Genomic DNA, 20,120 nt, shown 5'->3' with positions numbered 1-20,120 from the left:
GGCGGCTAAACGGCCGCCTTTTTTCTTGCCTGCCAGTCCTCGCGCGACAGCCGGTAGAGCACATGCCGCTTGAGCGCGGGATGGCTGTCTGGAATGCTGGGGTGGTCGAAATCGCTCAATGGGTCGGCTGTCATGCCGAGGCGTTTCATAACGGCGGTCGAGCGGTGGTTTTCCGCCACGGCGAAGGAAACGATCTCGTCGACGGCCAATGTCTCGAAGCCGTAGGCCAGCCATGCCTCCGAGGCCTCGGTGACATAGCCCTTGCCCCAGTATTCGGGAGCCAACCGCCAGCCGATCTCGATTGTGTCGGCCGGCAGCGATGGCACATCATCGGTCGCGAGGAGGCCGACGAAACCGATGCATTCGCCTGTCGCGGCAATCTCGGCCGCCGCGAAGCCGTAGCCGTCCTCATCGACCCAGGCGCGGAACTCATCCATCTTGGCGTCGGCGGCCGCACGGTCGCGGCGAAACGGGAAGAACTCCATCACGCGATCATCGGAATTGATGCGATGGAACAATTCGCGGTCGCGATCCTCCCAATTGCGCAGGATCAGGCGTTCGGTACGGATCGGCTTCATTGGACGAATTCTTCCTGCCGATAGCCCTGCAGATAAAGCAGCGCCGTCAGGTCGCCATGGTCGATCCGGACTTTGGCCTGCGCTGCCACCGTCGGCTTGGCATGCAGCGCGACACCGGTTCCGGCCAGGCGGATCATGTCGAGATCGTTGGCGCCGTCGCCGACGGCGATGGCATCGGCCGGCGCCAGGCCAAGGCGCGCACAGATTTCGAGCAGCGCCTCGGCCTTGGCGGCGCGGCCAAGAATCGGCTCGCCGACCAGCCCGGTGAAGCGTCCGTCCTGGTCGAGAAGGCGGTTGGCGCGGTTTTCCTGAAAACCAAGCATCGCAGCGATGCGCGTGGTGAAGACCTCGAAACCGCCCGAGACGAGCGCCGTCCAGGCGCCGTTGGCGCGCATGGTCTGGACCAGCGCGCGGCCGCCCGAGGCCAAGGTCAGCCGATTGGCGACGATATGGTCGACGACGGCGGCATCGAGCCCCTTGAGCAGTGCCACGCGCTCGCGCAGCGCCGGCTCGAAGGCGATCTCGCCGTTCATCGACCGTGCGGTGATCGCCGCGACATGATTCTTGACGCCGATCTCGTCGGCCAGCTCGTCGATGCACTCCTGGTCGATCATGGTCGAATCCATGTCGGCGAGAAGGATTTTCTTGCGGCGTGTTTCAGCCTGCTGGACGATCACGTCGAGGGGTTCAGCCGCCAGTGCGGCACGAAGGCTCGCGGTCGTTTCATCAGCCTGCGCAGCTGGCGGCAGGGCAAGATCACAGGCAATGCCTTCGGCCAGCCACACGACAGCGCTTGCGCCCACCGACCGTGAGGCCATATTCGCAAGCGATGGCGACAGAGCGCGATCGGCGGGACGGGAAACAAGCGTGGCAATGAGCGGCATCGAGAATTCCGGCACGGATGCGGGCGAAGGCCGCGTGAAGAACGCGATCCTGATAGCCGGGCCGACCGCCAGCGGCAAGTCGGCGCTGGCGCTTGAACTTGCCGAACACACAGGCGGCGTCATCGTCAACACCGATTCCATGCAGGGCTATGCGGTTCTCGACGTGCTGACGGCTCGGCCGCAGGCGGCCGAGCTCGCACGAGCGCCGCATTTTCTCTATGGGCATGTCCATCCCGGCACCGCCTACTCGACCGGCGCCTGGCTGCGCGACGTCATGAAACTCATTGATGACGGGACGCTCTCGCGGCGGCCAATCTTCGTCGGTGGCACCGGCCTGTACTTTCGTGCGCTGGCGGAAGGCATCTCGGAAATGCCTGATATTCCGCAACGGATACGCGACCGCTGGCGCTACGAATTGAAGGAGCAAGGCGCGGTCAAGCTGCATGCGTTGCTGCTGCGCGAGGATTCGAGCGTCGCCATGCAGTTGAAACCAACCGACAGCCAGCGCATCGTGCGGGCGCTCGAGGTGCTCGACGTCTCCGGCCGCTCGATCCTGGACTGGCAGGCAGAGCGTGGCCCGCCGCTCATCGACAGGCCGAGCGCGCATTTCTTGGTCGTCGAGCCGGATCGGGCAGCATTGGTTGACCGCATCGAAAGGCGTTTCGACCAGATGCTGGACAAGGGCGCGCTGGAGGAAGTCAAGCAGCTTGCGGCCCTTCGTCTGGATCCAGACCTGCCGGCGATGAAGGCGATCGGGGTTCGTGAGCTCCAGGCCGCGATCTCAGGGCAGTCGAGCTTTCCCGAGGCGATCGAGCGCGCCAAGATCGCGACAAGGCAATATGCCAAACGCCAGGCTACCTGGTTCCGCCATCAGCTGGGGCCGGAATGGCAGAGACTTCGCCCCGGTGACGATCTCGAAACCACGATCCAAACACTTGTTGCTAATGCAACGTAAAAAGTTGCCCCTGAGGGAAGGGTTCTCGCCGAAGTTGTCGGAGTTTAACGCTCCGTAAGTCGGTCGATGCCATAAGGTCATGGGGTACTTTTCTATCGGGGAGCAGATGCGTTTCCACAAAGCGGAATCCGCTTTTTTCGTCTTTATCTTCGTGATCCTGGCCGCTGGCCTGGTGACACTGCACGCCTATGGGCAACTGCAATCCTTCGCGACGGAACTCCATACGGCCTCCGGCCTGGACAAGGTCATATACCTCAACAAGCTCCTGTTCGCGACCGGCGTACTGCTCGCCACCGCGCTGTTTTTCGGCATCTTCTTCATCTATCCGCTGATCCGCAAACAGGCGACCGAAGAGGGCAAGCTGCGCGCCATGACGGTGTCGCTCAGCGCCCGCTCCGAAACGCTCGAGCATGCCGCCCTGACCGACGGCCTGACCGGCATGCAGAACCGGCGCTATTTCGACGACGCGCTGAAGGAATATCTCGAGGAGTTCCGGCGCATCGAAAAACCGGTCGGGCTGATGATCCTCGATCTCGACCATTTCAAGCAGGTCAACGACACGCACGGCCACGATGTCGGCGACGAGGTGCTTAAGGCTGTCGCAAGATGCCTCAGGGACATGACACGTTTCCACGATGTGGTGGCGCGCCTGGGTGGCGAGGAGTTCGCCGTGGTCACGCCCAACATGGAGGCGGACCTTCTGGCCAAATTCGCCGAGCGCATCCGCAAGGCGGTCGCCAACATGTCGATCCTGTCCGGTAACAATGTCCGGCTCAAGATCACCACCAGCGTGGGCCTTGCCGTCTGGGATCGCAAGGAAACGGCGGAGGAATTCTATCGCCGCGCCGACCGCCAGCTCTACGAAGCCAAAAGGCAAGGCCGCAACCGCGTCTGCGCCTAAAATCCCATCACTGAATTCGTGAGGCTGGCCGTCTGCCGCCGACTTCCGTGCTTCCGGCGTTCGCCGGCCGAAGCACCTATGAGACGTTGTGGCCTTTAAGGCTGCGGCCGGCGAAGGCCGGTGCTCATGAACCTAGAGTCGCTCGGCTTCGGTTTTCGAAGCCGACACCAATCGGCCCAGCCTGACGAATTCCCCGACGGGATTACCCAAGCTTTCCGACGAACATGGGATAGGCCGCTTGCGCGGGTTCTCAGGACTTTTCGCAGAGGTGTGACGCTCAGCTCAATCGTTCTGCGGGCGCAGGCCGAAGGTGGCGGGTTTGAGGCCGTAGCGTGTGTCGAAATCTTCGTCCGACTGCACGCGCGCCGCCGGCGCTTTGCGGTAGTCGGGGTCGCCGGCTTGCCGGCCGGAATCGACCACCTCGGCGAAGGCCATCGCCTGGCTCTGTGGCTTTGGTACGTTGCGCAGCCGCTCCACGATCGCCACCAGGTCGACCTCGCCGGCCTTGGACGTCACGTCTTCCTCGCGCTTGGCCGTGCCCGGAAGCAGGTGAGCGGGCAGTCTTTCGAATTTCAGCCGCATGGTCGTCGCCACGCCTTCGCCGAAGGCGATCGCTTCGCGCTGGCCCATGGAGGACAGGAACGCGAGCGTGGAGGCCGAAGAGTCGGCGATCGCCGAGCGGATGATCGCCTGGTCCTGCTCGTTGGCGAGCCGCATGGCGAAGAAGGTCGAGCACTGCGAGAGAATGGTCGGGTCCAGCTCGCCGGGGCGTTGGGTGACGACGCCGAGATAGCAGCCATATTTGCGGCCTTCCTTGGCGATGCGCGACAACGCGTGCCGGGTCGGCGCGAAGCCGAGACGCGCATCGGCGGGCATGTAGCGGTGTGCTTCCTCGCATAGGAACAGCAGCTGCAGCTTGCCTTCGCTCCACAGAGCGAGGTCGAAGGCCAGACGCGCCAGCACCGAGCAGACGGAATTGACCACTTCCGACGGCATGCCGGCCATCTCGAAGCAGGTCACCGGACGGCCATGATGCGGCACGCGGAAGATGTTGCCGATCGTTTCGTGGATGGTGTCCTCGATCAGGCGCGAATTGAACATGAAGCGGTAGCGCGGATCGGCCGCCGCCGATTCGATGCGTGTCTTCAGCGATTTGAGGGTCGGACGATCGGTCTTGCTTTCGAGCATGCCCATGCGCTCGTCGATCTGCTTGAGCAGGTCGGCGATGCGGTAGGGCACCGGCGTATCGGCGGTCAGCGCATCGCTGCCGCGCCTGAGGTAGGCCCCTGAACCGGGGTTGCGATAGAGATTCTTGGCGAGCGGAATGAGGTCGCGAAGGGCATCGATCTCTTCCGGCACCGTTTCGCGTCCGCGAAACAGCACTTCGGCGAATTCCTCCAGCGTGAACATCCAGAACGGCAGGTCGAGCGTCTTGGAATCGACCCTGACGCAATATTCCGGCAGCGAGGCCGCGAACTCGTTGTGCGGATCGAGGATCAGGATGCGCAGGTCCGGTCGCGCCGCGATCGACTTGCGCAGCAGCAGCGAAACCGCTGTCGACTTACCGACGCCGGTCGTGCCGACAATGGCGAAGTGGCGCGCCAGCGTGTCATCGATGGCGATGTTGGCGGCGATCGCCTCGTCCTGCGCCAGCGAGCCGATGGTGATGGAATGGCGGCCGGCCAGGTCATAGACTGCCTGCAGGTCGCGGGTGCGGATGCGGTGCGCGACGGCGCCGATATGCGGATATACGGTGATGCCGCGGTCGAAGATCGGTTTGGCCTCGGGTTCGGCGCCGTCACGGACTTCTCCTATCAACTCGATGCTGACCTCGATGGCGTTCTGGCCGTCATTGTTCCAGGCCAGATCCGACTTGCCGATCGCGTAGACCAGGCCGACGGTTCGCGTCGTGCCAAGGTTGATCGAGATCATCTTGCCGACCGTCCACAGGCCGGTGACCGCGCCGTCGACATCGTCGGCATAGGCGCTGATGGTGGCGCGCGCACCGTCGCATTGCACGACATTGCCCAGGATGCGCTTGTCGTTCTGGTCGGCTGTGCGGCGCTCCTGCGATGTCGGTTCTCCGACTGAAGCTTCGCGTTCGACATACATGGACAGGCCAATCCCCATTTCCCTTGAGGCGAACCCTACAGGAACGGGGTTAAGGTCGGATGAGGTCGGATGGTGTAGAGAGGATTAAGGGCCTGGTGAAAATTGCTTTGAGATAGCTATTCGCGCCCTCATGGTTTCGTTATAATGAACGAATGGATGATATAACGAACGACATTTCCCTAACCATCGGCAGACGTATCCGTACCGAAAGGACCATGCGGGACTGGTCGCTGGCGGAGCTCGCCGAACAGTCCGGTGTCTCCAAGGCAATGCTGAGCACGATGGAGCGCGGCATGACCAGCCCGACGGCGGCACTTCTGGTGCGCATAGCCGCGGCCTTCGGCATGACGCTCTCGACCCTCATCGCACGGGCGGAATTGCAGGGCGGCGGGCTGCTGCGCGCGGCCGGCCAGCCGGTGTGGCGCGACCCCGACACAGGCTATGTCAGGCGGCATTTGTCGCCGGCCTGCGACATGCCGCTCGAACTGATCAAGGTCCATCTGCCGGCGGGCGCGAAGGTCAGCTTGCCGGCGGCTTCCTACGCCTTCATCAAGCAGCAGATCTGGCTGATCTCGGGAAAACTCGAATTCACCGAGGGTGACCATGTGCACAGGCTCGAACCGGGCGACTGCCTGGCGCTCGGAGCGCCGTCGGATTGCACCTTTCATGCTCTGGAGCCGGGCGCCGATTATCTCGTCGCCCTGGTCAGGAGCTGACGTCATGGCAAGACGGCCAAAGCGCTCCCACAATGGGGGGCCGCCTCTTGACGACTACAAGGGGCCGCCATGGGGCAAGGGCGATCCTTACATCTTCCTGGCCTGGCAGGCCGCGCACGCCAAGGCATGGAAGGCGCCGAGCCGCGAAGTCATGCTGATGCGGATGGACAAGGCTGAACGGCTGGGCCTGACCTATGAGGAATACACGCTCGAGATCCTGGAGCGCGGTCGGCACCTCAAGGAAGAAGACACCGAACGCATCGGCGCCATCAAGGCCGCGCGCAAACGGCGGCGTGTGCGCCATCTCGACTGACGCCGGCGCTGTCGACCATCAATCGTTTCCAGAGGACCAGGTATGAACATTGTAGAAATCGGGCCGTTGACCGCAAGCCGGGAAACACTCGCACAGCTGACCGATCTGCTGGTCGAAACGGTTGCCGCCGGCGGATCGGTCAGCTTTATGCATCCGCTGGCGTCGGATGCGGCCAGCGCGTTCTGGGAGACGTCGCTGGCCGCGGCGGCACGAGGGCAACGAACGGTGATTGGGGCATGGGACGGCGGCGCTCTGGTCGGCACCGTTACCTTGCTGCTCGACTGTCCGCCCAATCAGCCGCATCGGGCCGAGATCGCCAAGTTGATGACATCGGTCGGGCAGCGGGGCAGGGGTATCGGGACGCGCCTGATGCTAGCCGCCGAACGCCTCGCGGCGGAGAAGGGACGCACGCTGCTGGTTCTGGATACGGCGACCGAGGAGGGTGCTTCGGCGCTTTATGAGAAGCTCGGCTTTACCTTGGCAGGCGAAGTGCCGGACTATGCGCTGAAGCCGCATGGCGGGCTGACGGGCACGCTGATCTATTGGAAGCGCATCGGCACAGCGTCGCGGTAACGCCAGTCACCTCATGCCTTCCCGGCGAGGCGCTTCAGCAGCCATTGGCGGAAATCCTGCTCGGCGCTTGTCAGGTGCGCGGTCGAACGCCTGGTCAGAAAATGCCCTGACGTGCTGGGGAGCTCAAAATCGGAAAGCCGGACCAACGCTCCGCTGTAGAGCGCCGCGTCGATTAGGGGTCTTGACCCCAGAAGCACACCGGCACCGGCGCTCGCCGCCTGCATGGCGGCGACGAAACTGTCGAAGCGGTGCGAGCGCTGGGGATGGCCGGCCAATCCGGCCGCCGAGAACCATTCCGCCCACATCTCGCGCGCCCCGGCCACCAGAAGCAGCGGCAGCGACGTCCAGTCGGCGGCACTGGCCAAGGCCGGGTTTGCCACTGGCACAAGCCGCTCGGCGGTCAGCCTCTCGGCCTCGCGTCCGGGAAAGGATCCGTTGCCGAACCGGATGTCGAGCGCCGAGCCCGGCAAATCATAGTCGGTCGGGCGATGGATCGTCACCAGATCGAGCTGGATGCGTGGCAACGCCTCGGCGAGATCGGGCAGCGCCGGAACCAGCGCCAGCAGCGCAAACGAGATCGGCACCCGGATCGAGACGGTCTGGACGGCACGCGGTTCGAACAGTTCCGTGGTGCTGCTGCCAATGGTGGCGAAGGCCGACTGGATGTGGGGCAGGTAGGCGGCACCTGCCGGCGCCAGCGCGACCCCACGCGCCAGCCGCGAAAACAGACGCGTCTTCAGCCTTTCCTCGAGCAGCCGGATGTGCTGGCTGACGGCCGCCTGGGTCAGGCCGAGTTCGGCTGCCGCCGCGGTGAAGTTCGACAGCCGTGCCGCAGCCTCGAAACTGCGCAGCCAGTCGAGCGGAGGGAGGGTAGGGATGGTTCGCCGAGCCATTAGTAGACCGGTACCATAGACCAAAAAATGATAATTGGAATTATGCCTCTTGGGAGGTCAACATGCAATCCAAACCACGGCACGAACCGTGGGCAACAAGGCGACAGGACGGATTTCCATGCTCACCCACGCGCTGGTTGGCGATGAAGGCAGAACAATCGAACTTGGTTGGACAGACGGCAAACGTACCCGCTTTCACGCCATCTGGCTGCGCGACAACGCGCTTGACGACAAGACGCGCAGCGCCGGCAACGGCCAGCGCCTGATCACCATCCTCGACATTCCGGTGAAAACGAGAATTGGCGCTGCCGCCGTCAAGGCCGGAGCGCTGGAGATCAGCTTCGAACCGGAGGGAAAAACGGTCAGCTTTCCCGCTCAATGGCTGCGTGCGAACGCCTATGATAGCGACGAGACACGGCAGCTTGGTTGGACAGGCGATGTTGTCCAGCGCTGGACCAGGGCGACGATGCAGAACTCGGTGCCGCGCGCCAGCTATCCGGCGGCCTTGCAGGGCCGCGGCGTCCTGCGCGAATGGCTTTCGGCGGTGAGGACTTACGGTTTTGCGGTGATGGACGGGCTGCCGGCCGAATCCGGGGGGCTGTGCAAGGTGTCCGACTTGTTCGGCTATATCAGGGAGACCAATTACGGGCGCTGGTTCGAAGTGCGCGCCGAGGTCAACCCGAACAATCTCGCCTACACCAATCTCGGCCTGCAGGCGCATACCGACAACCCCTATCGCGATCCGGTGCCGACGCTGCAGATCCTGTCCTGCATCGAGAACACGGTGGAGGGCGGTGAATCCAGCGTCGTTGATGGCTTTGCCGTCGCGGCCGCCCTTCAAGCGGAAAATCCCGAAGGTTTTCGGCTGCTGAGCTCCCATGCGGCGCGGTTCGAATATGCTGGGTCGTCCGGCGTGCGGCTGCAGGCGAAGCGACCGATGATCGAGCTTGGACCCGACGGCGAACTGATCTGCATCCGCTTCAACAACCGTTCGCTGGCGCCGACCGTCGATGTGCCGTTCGCCGAGATGGGCGCTTATTATGCCGCCTACCGCCGCTTCGCCGAGCTGATCGAGGATCCATCCTTCGAAGTCACCTTCAAGCTTGAGCCCGGCCAAGCCTTTATCGTCGACAACACCCGCGTCATGCATGCCCGCAAGGCGTTCTCCGGCACCGGCAAGCGCTGGCTGCAGGGATGCTACGCCGACAAGGACGGCCTGTTGTCGACGCTCGCGGCGATCGAACACGGCTTCAAGGAGGCAGCGGAATGATCGGCCAGGATCTGAACGCGGACACCATCGTCGAATTCATCGCCGACATTTTTGAGCGCCGCGGCGCCGAATCCTATCTTGGCGAGCCGGTGACGATGTCCGAGCATATGCTGCAAGGGGCTTGGTTGGCGGAACAGGATGGAGCCCCAGACGTGCTGGTGGCCGCCGCGCTGCTGCACGACATCGGCCACTACACCAGCGAGTTCGGCACCTATTCGCCCGAGGATGTCGAGGACAAGCACCATGACGAGGCCGGCGGCGAGGTGCTGGCGCCGTTCTTCCCGCCTGTTGTTGTCGACTGCGTCCGGCTGCACGTTGCCGCCAAGCGCTATCTCTGCGCCACCGACCCGACCTATTTCTCCAGGCTGTCGCCGGCTTCGGTTCATACCTTGTCGCTGCAGGGCGGACCGATGAGTGCCGACGAGGTGGCTGCGTTCCGCGAGAACCCGTTCCATGAAGAAGCGGTGCGAGTTCGCATCTGGGACGAGGGCGGCAAGGTCGCCAATATGCGGACGCGGGCGTTTCGCGATTATGTGCCGTTGCTGCAGCGCGTCGTGCACGACTTCGCCAATCGGCCCTGATGCAAACCGATCACCGGGAGGAGACAGCCAATGTGCTTCTGCTTCGACGGCGAAAGCGCGGTGGCGGCATACCGGCCGGAGACCTGCCGCGATCGTTTGGCTGACGAGGGCGTTTTCACGCCATCGCCGACCAGCCCCGGCGGCGAACTCGCCGCTGCCGCCTTGTTCGATGTCGCCGAGGCGAGACAGGTTCACCGTGTCGATGCGGGAGAAGCGAACTATCCCTTGTGATAGACCTGTTGCAGCCCGTAGACCGGCGTCGGCAAGCCGACTTGCCGGGCTTTCAGCTGCAGCGCCAGATATTGCGAATAGTGGCGCGACTGGTGGAGGTTGCCGCCATGGAACCACAGCGCTTCCTGCTGGGTCGGCTTCCACATGTTGCGCTGCTCGCCTTCCCAGGGGCCGGGATCCTTGGCGGTGTTGGAGCCAAGGCCCCAGACCTTGCCGACCTTGTCGGCCACCTCCTGCGAGATGAGGTCCGCCGCCCATCCGTTCATCGAGCCGTAGCCTGTGGCGTAGATCACGAGATCGGCCGGCAATTCGGTGCCATCGGCGAATTTGACGCCGGTTTGGGTCAATTCCCGCACCGCCGCACCTGGTCCGCTCTTGAGCTTGATCGAGCCGTCTATGACCAAGTCGCAGGCGCCGACATCGATGTAGTAGCCCGAACCCCGGCGCAGATACTTCATGAACAGGCCTGAGCCGTCATCGCCCCAGTCGAGCAGGAAGCCCGCTTTTTCCAGGTCCTCGTAGAACTTCGCGTCGCGTTCCTTCATCTGCTGGTAAAGCGGGATCTGGAACTCGTGCAGGATGCGATAGGGCAGCGAGGCAAAGATCAGGTCGGCCTTGCGCGTCGTCATGCCGTTCTCCACCGCCTGCTCGGAATAGAGTGCGCTGAGCCCGATATCCATCAACGTGTCGGACTTGACAATATGGGTGGAGGAGCGCTGCACCATGGTGACGTCCGCGCCTCCCTCCCAGAGAGCCGCGCAGATGTCGTGGGCGGAGTTGTTGGAGCCGATGACCACGACCTTCTTGCCGCGATATTTATCGGGGCCGGGATGGGTCGAGGAATGCTGCTGCTCGCCCTTGAAGATGTCCTGGCCCTTGTATTTCGGCCAGTTCGCCTTGCCGGACATGCCGGTCGCCAACACCAACTGCTTGGGCTTGAGAACGATCTCTTCGCCGTCACGCTCGACCACGACGGTCCATTCCTTGGCCTCGTCGTCGTATTTCGCGGATTTAGCCGAGGTGGAGGACCAGTAGTTCAGCTCCATCACCTTCGTGTACATCTCGAGCCAGTCGCCGATCTTGTCCTTCGGGGCGAAGACCGGCCAATTCTTGGGGAAGTCGATATAGGGCAGATGGTCGTACCAGACCGGATCGTGCAGGCAGAGCGACTTGTAGCGCTTGCGCCAGGAATCGCCGGGACGCTCGTTCTTCTCGATGATGATGGCCGATACGCCGAGTTGGCGCAGGCGCGCGCCGAGCGCAATGCCGCCCTGGCCACCGCCGATGATCACGACATAAGGCTGCTTGCCGCGGCCGAGTTCGGCGATCTCGTCATCACGCTCCTCGCGCCAGGATTTCCTGTCCTTGCCGTGACCGTGCTTGGCGCCGAGCGGCCGATTGAAACCGGCCTTCTCCTCATGGCCCTTGAGCTCGGCCATGCTGGTGAGCAAGGTCCAGATCAGGTCGCCCTTGAACCGCACCAGGCCGAAGCCGCGCGCCACCTCGGTCTCGAAGGTGATCCAGGCGGTGGTGACGCCGTCCGCCTCGGTCGCCTCCTCGCCTTCGGCCACCTTCCAGTCGCTCGGCAGGGTTCCAGCCAGGGTTGCTTTCAGCATGTCGCGGATCTGCTCCTGGCCCTCCATCGTCCTGAGATTCCAGGTGAAGGTGACGAGGTCGCGCCAGTAGCAATCCGCCTGGAAACAGTTGACCGCCGCGTCGATGTCGCCGGTCTCCAGCGCCTTGCCAAGCTTGTCGAGCAGTGCCTGCGCCTTCGTGGTGGGTGTTCTCTCGAGCATGGTTTCTCCTCCGGTTGTCGTTTTCCAAGAACGCCTGTTCAGGCTTCCACTGGAACAGCAAGCGGCCGGCCAGGACCTCCCTGCCCTGGGGATGGGACTCCCATTCGCCGGCAACGCGTCTCCTCCCAGGCACGTCGTCAGCCCGGCATAGTGGTGCGTCGATGGGATGGGCTCAACTGTACTATGGTAGCGCGCGGCGGAGCCGATCTCACAGGCGAGTGAATTCGTGCGGTACCCCATTGACGACCCCGCGACTTCGCCTTTATGGTCCGCCACCATGAAAACGGCACTCATTCTCGTAGGAAGGCGCGTGGGCAAGGCGGTGTAACCGCCGGGCGAAAACCCCCCATGCGCAGACACAGGCTCCCTCGGGGGCCTTTTTTATTGCCTGAAACACGACTAAACGACCAGCAACGCCCAATGGCGGACAGTACGGGACCAGACCGATGAGCAATGGACAGAACGAGCGGCGCGAGATGGCAGGTAGGGAAATGACCGGCGCCGAAATGGTGGTGCAGGCGCTGAAGGACAATGGCGTCAAGCATGTCTTCGGTTATCCCGGCGGCGCCGTTCTCCCGATCTATGACGAGATCTTCCAGCAGGACGAGGTCGAGCACATCCTCGTGCGGCACGAGCAGGGCGCCGGCCATGCGGCAGAGGGGTATGCGCGGTCGACCGGCAAGGCAGGCGTCATGCTGGTGACATCGGGTCCCGGCGCCACCAATGCGGTGACGCCGCTGCAGGATGCGCTGATGGATTCGATCCCGCTGGTCTGCCTGACCGGGCAGGTGCCGACCTCGCTCATCGGCTCCGACGCGTTCCAGGAATGCGACACGGTCGGCATTACGCGGCCCTGCACCAAGCACAACTGGCTGGTCAAGGACGTCAACGAACTCGCCGCGACCATCCACGAGGCCTTCCATGTCGCGACGACCGGCCGTCCCGGTCCGGTCGTGGTCGATATCCCGAAGGACGTGCAGTTCGCCAAGGGCTTTTATGTGCCGCCGCAGATCGCGCCGCGCACCAGTTACCAGCCCAAGGTCCAGGGCGACCTGGATAAGATCAAGGCGGCGGTCGAACTGATGGCCGGCGCCAGGAAACCAGTGATCTATTCTGGTGGCGGTGTCATCAATTCCGGCCCGGAAGCGAGCCATCTCTTGCGCGAACTGGTCGATCTCACCGGTTTCCCGATCACCTCGACGCTGATGGGGCTCGGCGCCTATCCGGCGTCGGGCAAGAACTGGCTGGGCATGCTCGGCATGCACGGCACCTACGAAGCCAACATGGCCATGCATGATTGCGACGTGATGCTCTGCATCGGCGCGCGTTTCGACGACCGTATCACCGGCAGGCTGAATGCGTTCTCACCGAACTCGCGCAAAATCCACATCGATATCGATCCGTCCTCGATCAACAAGAACGTCCACACCGAAGTGCCCATCATCGGGGATGTCGGGCGCGTGCTGGAAGACATGCTGCGGCTGTGGCGGGCAACCGCCAAGCACGACAAGAAGGCGCTCTATCCCTGGTGGGAGCAGATCGCCAAATGGCGCGGGCGCGATTCACTCGCCTTCAAGATGAACAACGACGTGATCATGCCGCAATACGCCATCCAGCGGCTCTACGAGCTGACCAAGGACATGGACACCTACATCACCACCGAGGTCGGCCAGCACCAGATGTGGGCGGCGCAGCATTATCATTTCGAGAAGCCGAACCGCTGGATGACCTCGGGTGGGCTGGGCACGATGGGCTACGGCCTGCCTGCCGCGCTCGGCGTGCAGATCGCGCATCCCGACGCGCTGGTCGTCGACATTGCCGGCGATGCTTCGGTGCAGATGACCATGCAGGAGATGAGCGCCGCCGTGCAGCACGACGCGCCGATCAAGATCTTCATCCTCAACAATCAGTATATGGGCATGGTGCGCCAGTGGCAGCAGCTGCTGCACGGCAACCGGTTGTCGCATTCCTACACCGAAGCGATGCCCGATTTCGTCAAGCTGGCCGAGGCCTATGGCGGCCACGGCATTCGTTGCGACAAGCCAGACGAACTGGACGACGCGATCAAGGAGATGATCTCGGTCAGGAAGCCGGTGCTGTTCGACTGCCGCGTCGCGACGCTCGCCAACTGCTTCCCGATGATCCCGTCAGGCAAGGCGCATAACGAGATGCTCTTGCCGGACGAGGCCACCGACGAGGTCGTGGCCAATGCAATCGACGCCAAGGGCAGGGAACTGGTGTAGACGACGAGCCGGGGCAGGGCTTGTCAAAAGAAGCCGTGCGAAAACAGGTAATTAGATCAAGAATTTGAGATTCATGTCATGAACGCACAGCACCTTCAACCCACCGGTTCCGCCTACTTCATCGCCAAGGAGACGGAGAGGCCGGAAAACCACACGCTATCCGTGCTGGTCGACAACGAACCGGGCGTGCTTGCCCGGGTCATCGGCCTGTTTTCCGGCCGCGGCTACAATATCGAGAGCTTGACCGTCTCGGAGACGGAGCATGAGAAGCACCTGTCGCGCATCACCATCGTGACGCGCGGCACACCGCATGTGCTGGAGCAGATCAAGCATCAGCTCGAGCGCATCGTGCCGGTGCATCGCGTGGTCGATCTCACCGTTCGTTCGCACGAGTTCGGACAGGAGCGGCCGCTGGAGCGGGAACTGGCGCTGGTCAAGGTTGCCGGCACCGGCGAGGCTCGAGTCGAGGCGTTGCGCCTGGCGGACGCTTTCCGCGCCAGCGTCATCGACGCCAACACCGAACATTTCATCTTCGAAATCACCGGCAAGGGGTCCAAGCTCGACCAGTTCATCGCCATCATGAAGCCGCTCGGCCTGGTCGAGATCTGCCGCACCGGCGTGGCCGCCATGAACCGCGGCCCGCAGGGCATGTAGGCCGACCTGTCTGAATTTCCATGAGTGTAGGGACTGGCGTGACCAACGGTCGGCACTGGCCTTTGTGCACCATCGGAAAAGACAATAGTGCTGACGTATCTGGGAGGATATCATGTCACTCGACGCGTTCCTCGCACTGCTCGTCTATGCCTTCGTGACCTCGATCACGCCGGGGCCGAACAACCTCATGCTGCTGGCCTCCGGCGTGAATTTCGGCATCGGCAGGACTGTGCCACACATGCTGGGGATCAGCTTCGGCTTTCTCGTCCTCTTGCTTGCCGTAGGCTTCGGGCTTGGGGCGGTGCTAACCGCCTTCCCCGCGCTGCACACCGGGCTTAAGATTGCCGGCGCCGTCTATCTGCTCTACCTCGCCTGGAAGATTGCCATGTCGCGCTCGCTCAGCGGCAAGGGCGACACGGATGCGCGGCCGATGCGCTTTATCGATGCCGCGGCCTTCCAGTGGGTCAACCCCAAGGCCTGGGTGATGGCGATCACCGCGATGGCCGTCTACACCAATTCCGAACGACCTTTCTTGTCCGTCATTCTGATCGGCGTGGCTTTCACGGTGGTCAATCTCCCCAGTGTCTCGGTCTGGGCCGGATTCGGCACAGCGCTACGCGGCTTCCTGTCCGATCCGGTGCGGTTGAAATGGTTCAACATCGCCATGGGCGTGCTGCTGGCGGCGACGCTTTGGCCGATGCTGCGCTAGATCATAAGCCTCCATCTGCCCCCTCGAAGCCATTTTCGGAGCCCACCCTACCTCCGGTTTCTAACGATAGCCGGCTGCACAGCTATTGTGCAGTGCACATTAAATCTTCGTAATGCCGTGTTTTGGCCCTTTTCCGACAAACCCGCGTCCTATCTATTCGGCGAAATCGCGGCAACGAGCCGGAATTGCGCTAGAATACGACCACCTGGCTACGGCGTGTCGGACGGAGAGGTCTTTTGTCGATGCGTGGAAAAGTCGTTCTTTCATTGCTGGCGGTCGCCTGTGTCGGCGCGGCCTGGCTTTATCTGTCGCCGGACGCGCTGAATAAGGCTCAGCAGTTCCTCGGGGCGAAACAGGTCGCCGCGACGGGCAAGCCGGCGGCCGACAAGCCAGCGGCCGACAAGCCGGCGGGGGACAAGGCGGCGGGTAGCGGCAACGGTGCCCGTTCGACCTCGATCGTTTCGGCGACGGCTACAACCGCGGATTTCCCGATCCGCCGCTATGCCATCGGGTTCGTTTCCTCTCCGGCCGTGGTCAACATCAACGCGCGCGTCTCCAGCCAGATCGTGTCGATCGACGTCAAGGACGGGCAGATGGTGAAGGCTGGCGACCTCCTGTTCTCGCTTGACGACCGGGCGCTGAAGGCGCAACTCGCCAAGGACCAGGCGGCGCTTGCCAAGGACCAGGCGCTGCTCGCCAGCTCGAACTCCGATCTTCAGCGCGCCAAGGACCTTGTCGCCAAGCAGGCCGGTACGCAGCAGACCTACGATCAGGCCGTTGCCGCGCAGAAGGCGGCGGCGGCGACGGTCGAGGCCGACAAGGCGACGATCGACGCCGACAACGTCCAGCTTGGCTTTGCCAGCATCACCGCGCCGATCGACGGCAGGCTGGGCGCCGTGAATGTCGCCGTAGGCGACCTCGTCACCGTCAGCAACGGGAACAGCAGCACGGCGACGCCACTGGTGACCATCACCCAGATGGACCCGCTGCAGGTCAACTTCAATCTGCCGGAAAGCAACCTTGCACTGCTTCACAAGGCGCTTGCCAATCCACGGCAGAACGCCGTGACATTGACCCAGAACGGCGACCCGACGCCGATTGGCAAGGGCACGCTCGATTTCGTAGATTCCAGCGTCGACACCGCATCGGGCACGATCGCAACGCGGGCAAGCATTCCCAATGCCGATCTTTCCCTTTGGCCTGGCCAGTATGTGAATGTCGTGCTCGACGCCGGCATCATGCCGCGGATGACCTCCGTTCCGACCGTGGCGGTGCAGCCCAGCCAGAAGGGGCCGTTCGTCTATGTGGTCAAGCCAGACAACACCGTGGAGATGCGGCCGGTGCAGGTGGCGCTGACCGAAGGCGCAAACAGCGCCATCAGCCAGGGGCTGAAAAGCGGCGAGAAGGTTGTCACCGAGGGCCAGACAAGGCTGAAGGACGGCGCCGCGGTGCATGAAGGCAAGGCGGCCGCGCCCAAGGTGGCCGAGGCGACCAGCGCCGGCGAGGCGGCCCAATGATCTCCGAATTCTGCATCCGCCGGCCAGTCGCCACCCTTCTGATGTCGTTCGCCCTCGTGCTGGGCGGACTGTTTGCCTATAAATTCCTGCCGGTGGCGGCACTGCCCAGCGCCGAATTCCCTGTCGTCAACGTCTCGGCCTCGCTGCCTGGCGCCTCGCCGGAAACCATGGCCACGTCGGTGGCGACGCCGCTGATCAAGCAGTTCGCGACCATCGCCGGCATTGATTCCATTTCGACCACCAATTCGCTCGGCCAGACCTCGATCGCCATCCAGTTCGTGCTCAACCGCGACATCGACGCGGCCGCCGCGGACGTCCAGGCGGCCATCGCGCGCACGCAGAAATCGCTGCCGCCGCAGATGACGGCGCCGCCGAGCTATCGCAAGGTCAATCCGGCCGATGCGCCGATCCTGCTAATGTCGCTGGTCAGCGACACGGTTCCGCTGACCGACCTCGATGCCTTCGCCGAAAACGTGATCTCGCCATCGCTGTCGACCATCGACGGCGTCGCGCAGGTCTCGATCTTCGGCCAGCAGAAATACGCGGTGCGCATTCAGATCGATCCGACCGCGCTTGCCGCGCGCGGCATCTCGATCGATCAGCTGCAGGCAGCGGTCGCATCCGCCAACAGCAACACGCCGCTCGGCGTGCTGCAGAACAACAAGCAGCAGCTCACCATCACCGCCAACACGCAGCTTACCGACGCGGCCGGTTTCTCAAACCTCATCATCGCCACCAAGAACGGCCACCCGGTGCGGCTGGGCGAGGTGACCCGTGTCGTCGATTCGGTGCAGACCACCACGACCGCAAGCTGGTATGACGGTACCCGCGCGATCATCATGGCGGTGCAGCGCCAGCCGGACGCCAACACGGTCGACGTCGTCGACAAGGTCAAGGCGATGCTGCCGTCCTTCCAGGACCAGATGCCGGCCGCAGCCCAGATCAAGCTGCTCAACGACCGCTCAAGCTCGATCCGCCAGGCGGTCGACGACGTACAGTTCACGCTGCTCTTGACCATCGCGCTGGTGGTGATGGTGATCTTCGTGTTCCTGCGTCGCGTGACGGCGACGATCATCCCGGCCGTGGCGGTGCCGATCTCGCTGATCGCCACGCTCGGCGCGATGTTCCTGTTCGGCTTTTCCATCGACAACATATCGCTGATGGGCCTGACGCTCGCCGTCGGCCTCGTCGTCGACGATGCCATTGTGATGCTCGAAAACATCTTCCGCCACATGGAGGAGGATGGGCTTTCAGCCTTCGACGCGTCGCTGAAGGGCGCGCGCGAAATCGGTTTCACCATCATCTCGATCTCGATCTCGCTGGTGGCGGTGTTCATCCCGGTGCTTCTGATGGGCGGCGTGATCGGGCGCATCTTCAACGAGTTCGCTGTCGTGGTCACCGTCGCCATCCTGGCCTCCATGTTCGTGTCGCTGACACTGACGCCGATGCTGTGCTCGCGGCTGCTGTCAGTCAGCAAGGCCGACCGCGAGGCACATGGTGCCGGCCACAAGCGCGATTTCATCACGCGCGGCTACGACCGGATTCTGAGCTTCTGCCTGCGGCACACCTTCCTGGTGTTCCTCGTCTTCGTCGGCACCGCGGCAGCCTCGGTGTGGCTGATCGAGGTTTCGCCGAAGGGTTTCTTCCCGCAAGAAGATATCGGCCAGATTTCAGTGACCACCATCGCGCGCCAGGACATTTCGTTCGACGCCATGGCCAAGCTGCAGGGGCAGGTGGCGAGCGTGTTCTCGAAGTCGCCCTATGTCGACCATGTGGCCTGGTCGGCGGGCAGCGGTAACAATGCGCTGAACCAGGGACAGCTCTTCGTCCAGCTCAAGGGCAAGGACCAGCGTCCCGATATCGAGAAGGTGCTTTCGGATCTGCGCAAGCAACTGGCCGGCGTGGCGGGCATCGAGACCTACATGCAGCCGGTGCAGAATCTGCGGCTCGGCTCACGCTCGTCGGCCAGTGCCTACCAGCTCGTGGTTCAGGGCCTCGACACCGGCCTGACAGATCAGTGGGCGCAGAAACTGAATGACGCGATGGCGGCCGACCACACGACCTTCACCGACGTCACCAGCGACCTGCAGAACAACGCCTTGCAGGCGACGCTGGTGGTGGACCGCGACAAGGCCGCCCAACTCGGCATCGACACCGACACGCTGCGCTCGGCGCTTTATGGCGGGTTCGGCACCGACCAGGTTTCAACGATCTTCGGCTCGGCCGACAGTTACGAAGTCATCGCCGAACTCGATCCCAAGATCGAATGGTCGCCGGAGCGGATGCTTGCCATCCAGATGCGGACGGCGAGTGGCAGCCTGGTGCCGCTCGGCGCCTTCGCCCGGGTCGACCGCACGGCCGGCGCCTTGACGGTCAACCAGCTCGGTCAGCTTCCGGCGGTGACCATCTCCTATAACCTTCCGCAGGGCGTGGCGCTGGGCGACAGCGTGAAACGCATCGATGCGCTGAAAGAGCAGATCGGCATGCCGACGGCGATCTCGACGACCTTCGCCGGCACCGCCAAGACCTTCCAGGATTCGCTTGCCAACCAGGGCCTGCTGGTCGGCGGCGCCATCCTGACCATCTATATCGTGCTCGGCATTCTGTATGAGAGCTTCATCCACCCACTCACCATTCTGACCGGCCTGCCGTCGGCCGTGCTCGGGGCGGTTGTCGCCTTGCGCTTCGCCGGCATGGATCTGTCCGTCATCGCGGTGATCGGCATCCTGATGCTGATCGGCATCGTGAAGAAGAACGGCATCATGATGGTCGACGTCGCGCTTGAACTGCGACGAGAGGGCATGTCGGCCACCGATTCCATCCACAAAGCCTGCCTGATGCGGTTCAGGCCGATCATGATGACGACGCTGGCAGCACTGATGGGCACGTTCCCGATCGCGCTCGGCACCGGCGCCAGCGCGGAACTGCGCCAGCCGCTGGGCGTTGCCGTCGTCGGCGGCCTGCTCGCCTCGCAGGCGCTGACCCTGTTCGTGACACCGGTAATCTACGTCTACATGGAGAATTTCTCGGGCTGGCTGGTCGGACTCATGCCGAAGCGCAAGGCCGAGTTGCACCTAGTCGAAGAGGGCGACCAGCCCTCGCTGTTCGGCACAAATGACGACATCCCCGGTGAGCCGCAGAAGACTGCCGCCGAGTAGCAGGCAGGCACGCGCCGAGTTCCGCTGGCCCAAGCC

At 63.3% G+C, this 20,120-nt stretch carries 18 protein-coding genes; 13 read left to right on the top strand and 5 right to left on the bottom strand.

All coding sequences use genetic code 11. The features are described from left to right. Positions 1–5: 5 nt before the first annotated feature. Both AC3CB8_RS23020 and serB read right to left on the bottom strand, forming a co-directional pair. The gene (locus AC3CB8_RS23020; protein ID WP_023769727.1) at positions 6–578 is read right to left on the bottom strand and encodes a GNAT family N-acetyltransferase; all 573 of its coding nucleotides are present in this window, start codon (positions 576–578) and stop codon (positions 6–8) included. After that, positions 575–1,462, bottom strand: coding sequence for a phosphoserine phosphatase SerB (gene serB / locus AC3CB8_RS23015; protein ID WP_352563889.1), 888 nt, complete (start codon positions 1,460–1,462; stop codon positions 575–577). Before serB ends, AC3CB8_RS23020 begins: the two co-directional genes overlap by 4 nt. Here serB and miaA point away from each other — a divergent pair. Then, positions 1,452–2,417 carry a tRNA (adenosine(37)-N6)-dimethylallyltransferase MiaA gene (gene miaA / locus AC3CB8_RS23010; RefSeq protein ID WP_352563890.1) on the top strand — a complete coding sequence of 322 codons (966 nt, stop codon included), beginning with the start codon at positions 1,452–1,454 and terminating at the stop codon, positions 2,415–2,417. The two genes, serB and miaA, sit on opposite strands and share 11 nt — an antisense overlap. Before the next feature lie 106 nt (positions 2,418–2,523). Then, positions 2,524–3,318 (top strand): GGDEF domain-containing protein, encoded by a 795-nt coding sequence (locus AC3CB8_RS23005; protein WP_023769730.1) that lies wholly within the window; start codon positions 2,524–2,526, stop codon positions 3,316–3,318. 282 nt (positions 3,319–3,600) lie between these two features. On the opposite strand, the gene AC3CB8_RS23000 is transcribed toward AC3CB8_RS23005, so the two are convergent. Continuing rightward, positions 3,601–5,430 carry an ATP-binding protein gene (locus AC3CB8_RS23000; RefSeq protein WP_023769731.1) on the bottom strand — a complete coding sequence of 610 codons (1,830 nt, stop codon included), beginning with the start codon at positions 5,428–5,430 and terminating at the stop codon, positions 3,601–3,603. A 152-nt stretch (positions 5,431–5,582) separates the two neighbouring features. On the opposite strand from AC3CB8_RS23000, the gene AC3CB8_RS22995 reads away from it, so the two are divergent. Genes AC3CB8_RS22995 through AC3CB8_RS22985 form a run of 3 tightly spaced genes read left to right on the top strand, consistent with a single transcriptional unit; the run spans position 5,583 to position 7,032 of the window. After that, positions 5,583–6,146 carry a helix-turn-helix domain-containing protein gene (locus AC3CB8_RS22995; RefSeq protein WP_352563891.1) on the top strand — a complete coding sequence of 188 codons (564 nt, stop codon included), beginning with the start codon at positions 5,583–5,585 and terminating at the stop codon, positions 6,144–6,146. Positions 6,147–6,150: 4 nt separating this feature from the next. Further along, a complete protein-coding gene (locus AC3CB8_RS22990) occupies positions 6,151–6,459 on the top strand; it encodes a hypothetical protein (RefSeq protein ID WP_140615734.1) in 309 nt (102 codons plus the stop codon). Between the two features lie 42 nt (positions 6,460–6,501). After that, positions 6,502–7,032 (top strand): GNAT family N-acetyltransferase, encoded by a 531-nt coding sequence (locus AC3CB8_RS22985; RefSeq protein WP_023769734.1) that lies wholly within the window; start codon positions 6,502–6,504, stop codon positions 7,030–7,032. 11 nt (positions 7,033–7,043) lie between these two features. Here the strand turns inward: AC3CB8_RS22985 and AC3CB8_RS22980 are convergent, their stop codons facing one another. Beyond that, the gene (locus AC3CB8_RS22980; protein ID WP_023792026.1) at positions 7,044–7,925 is read right to left on the bottom strand and encodes a LysR substrate-binding domain-containing protein; all 882 of its coding nucleotides are present in this window, start codon (positions 7,923–7,925) and stop codon (positions 7,044–7,046) included. Between the two features lie 118 nt (positions 7,926–8,043). On the opposite strand from AC3CB8_RS22980, the gene tmpA reads away from it, so the two are divergent. Genes tmpA through AC3CB8_RS22965 form a run of 3 tightly spaced genes read left to right on the top strand, consistent with a single transcriptional unit; the run spans position 8,044 to position 10,007 of the window. Further along, a complete protein-coding gene (gene tmpA / locus AC3CB8_RS22975; RefSeq protein ID WP_352563892.1) occupies positions 8,044–9,195 on the top strand; it encodes a 2-trimethylaminoethylphosphonate dioxygenase in 1,152 nt (383 codons plus the stop codon). Continuing rightward, on the top strand, positions 9,192–9,776 hold the full coding sequence (gene tmpB / locus AC3CB8_RS22970; RefSeq protein ID WP_352563893.1) for a (R)-1-hydroxy-2-trimethylaminoethylphosphonate oxygenase: 585 nt from the start codon (positions 9,192–9,194) through the stop codon (positions 9,774–9,776). Before tmpA ends, tmpB begins: the two co-directional genes overlap by 4 nt. A 30-nt stretch (positions 9,777–9,806) precedes the next feature. Beyond that, a complete protein-coding gene (locus AC3CB8_RS22965; protein ID WP_023769738.1) occupies positions 9,807–10,007 on the top strand; it encodes a hypothetical protein in 201 nt (66 codons plus the stop codon). Here AC3CB8_RS22965 and AC3CB8_RS22960 read toward each other — a convergent pair. Beyond that, positions 9,995–11,803, bottom strand: coding sequence for an NAD(P)/FAD-dependent oxidoreductase (locus AC3CB8_RS22960; RefSeq protein ID WP_023769739.1), 1,809 nt, complete (start codon positions 11,801–11,803; stop codon positions 9,995–9,997). The two genes, AC3CB8_RS22965 and AC3CB8_RS22960, sit on opposite strands and share 13 nt — an antisense overlap. Before the next feature lie 446 nt (positions 11,804–12,249). On the opposite strand from AC3CB8_RS22960, the gene AC3CB8_RS22955 reads away from it, so the two are divergent. From AC3CB8_RS22955 to AC3CB8_RS22935, 5 genes are all read left to right on the top strand, one after another. Then, positions 12,250–14,046, top strand: coding sequence for an acetolactate synthase 3 large subunit (locus AC3CB8_RS22955; RefSeq protein ID WP_084569459.1), 1,797 nt, complete (start codon positions 12,250–12,252; stop codon positions 14,044–14,046). Positions 14,047–14,124: 78 nt separating this feature from the next. After that, positions 14,125–14,700 carry an acetolactate synthase small subunit gene (gene ilvN, locus AC3CB8_RS22950; protein ID WP_013894763.1) on the top strand — a complete coding sequence of 192 codons (576 nt, stop codon included), beginning with the start codon at positions 14,125–14,127 and terminating at the stop codon, positions 14,698–14,700. A 112-nt stretch (positions 14,701–14,812) separates the two neighbouring features. Further along, the gene (locus AC3CB8_RS22945) at positions 14,813–15,409 is read left to right on the top strand and encodes a LysE family translocator (RefSeq protein ID WP_023769741.1); all 597 of its coding nucleotides are present in this window, start codon (positions 14,813–14,815) and stop codon (positions 15,407–15,409) included. A gap of 242 nt (positions 15,410–15,651) precedes the next feature. Beyond that, the gene (locus AC3CB8_RS22940; protein ID WP_023782656.1) at positions 15,652–16,926 is read left to right on the top strand and encodes an efflux RND transporter periplasmic adaptor subunit; all 1,275 of its coding nucleotides are present in this window, start codon (positions 15,652–15,654) and stop codon (positions 16,924–16,926) included. Next, the gene (locus AC3CB8_RS22935) at positions 16,923–20,084 is read left to right on the top strand and encodes an efflux RND transporter permease subunit (RefSeq protein ID WP_352563895.1); all 3,162 of its coding nucleotides are present in this window, start codon (positions 16,923–16,925) and stop codon (positions 20,082–20,084) included. Before AC3CB8_RS22940 ends, AC3CB8_RS22935 begins: the two co-directional genes overlap by 4 nt. Positions 20,085–20,120 lie beyond the last annotated feature (36 nt).

The organism is Mesorhizobium sp. P160927, from assembly GCF_057766385.1.
This window is presented reverse-complemented; position numbering and strand designations above follow the sequence as displayed.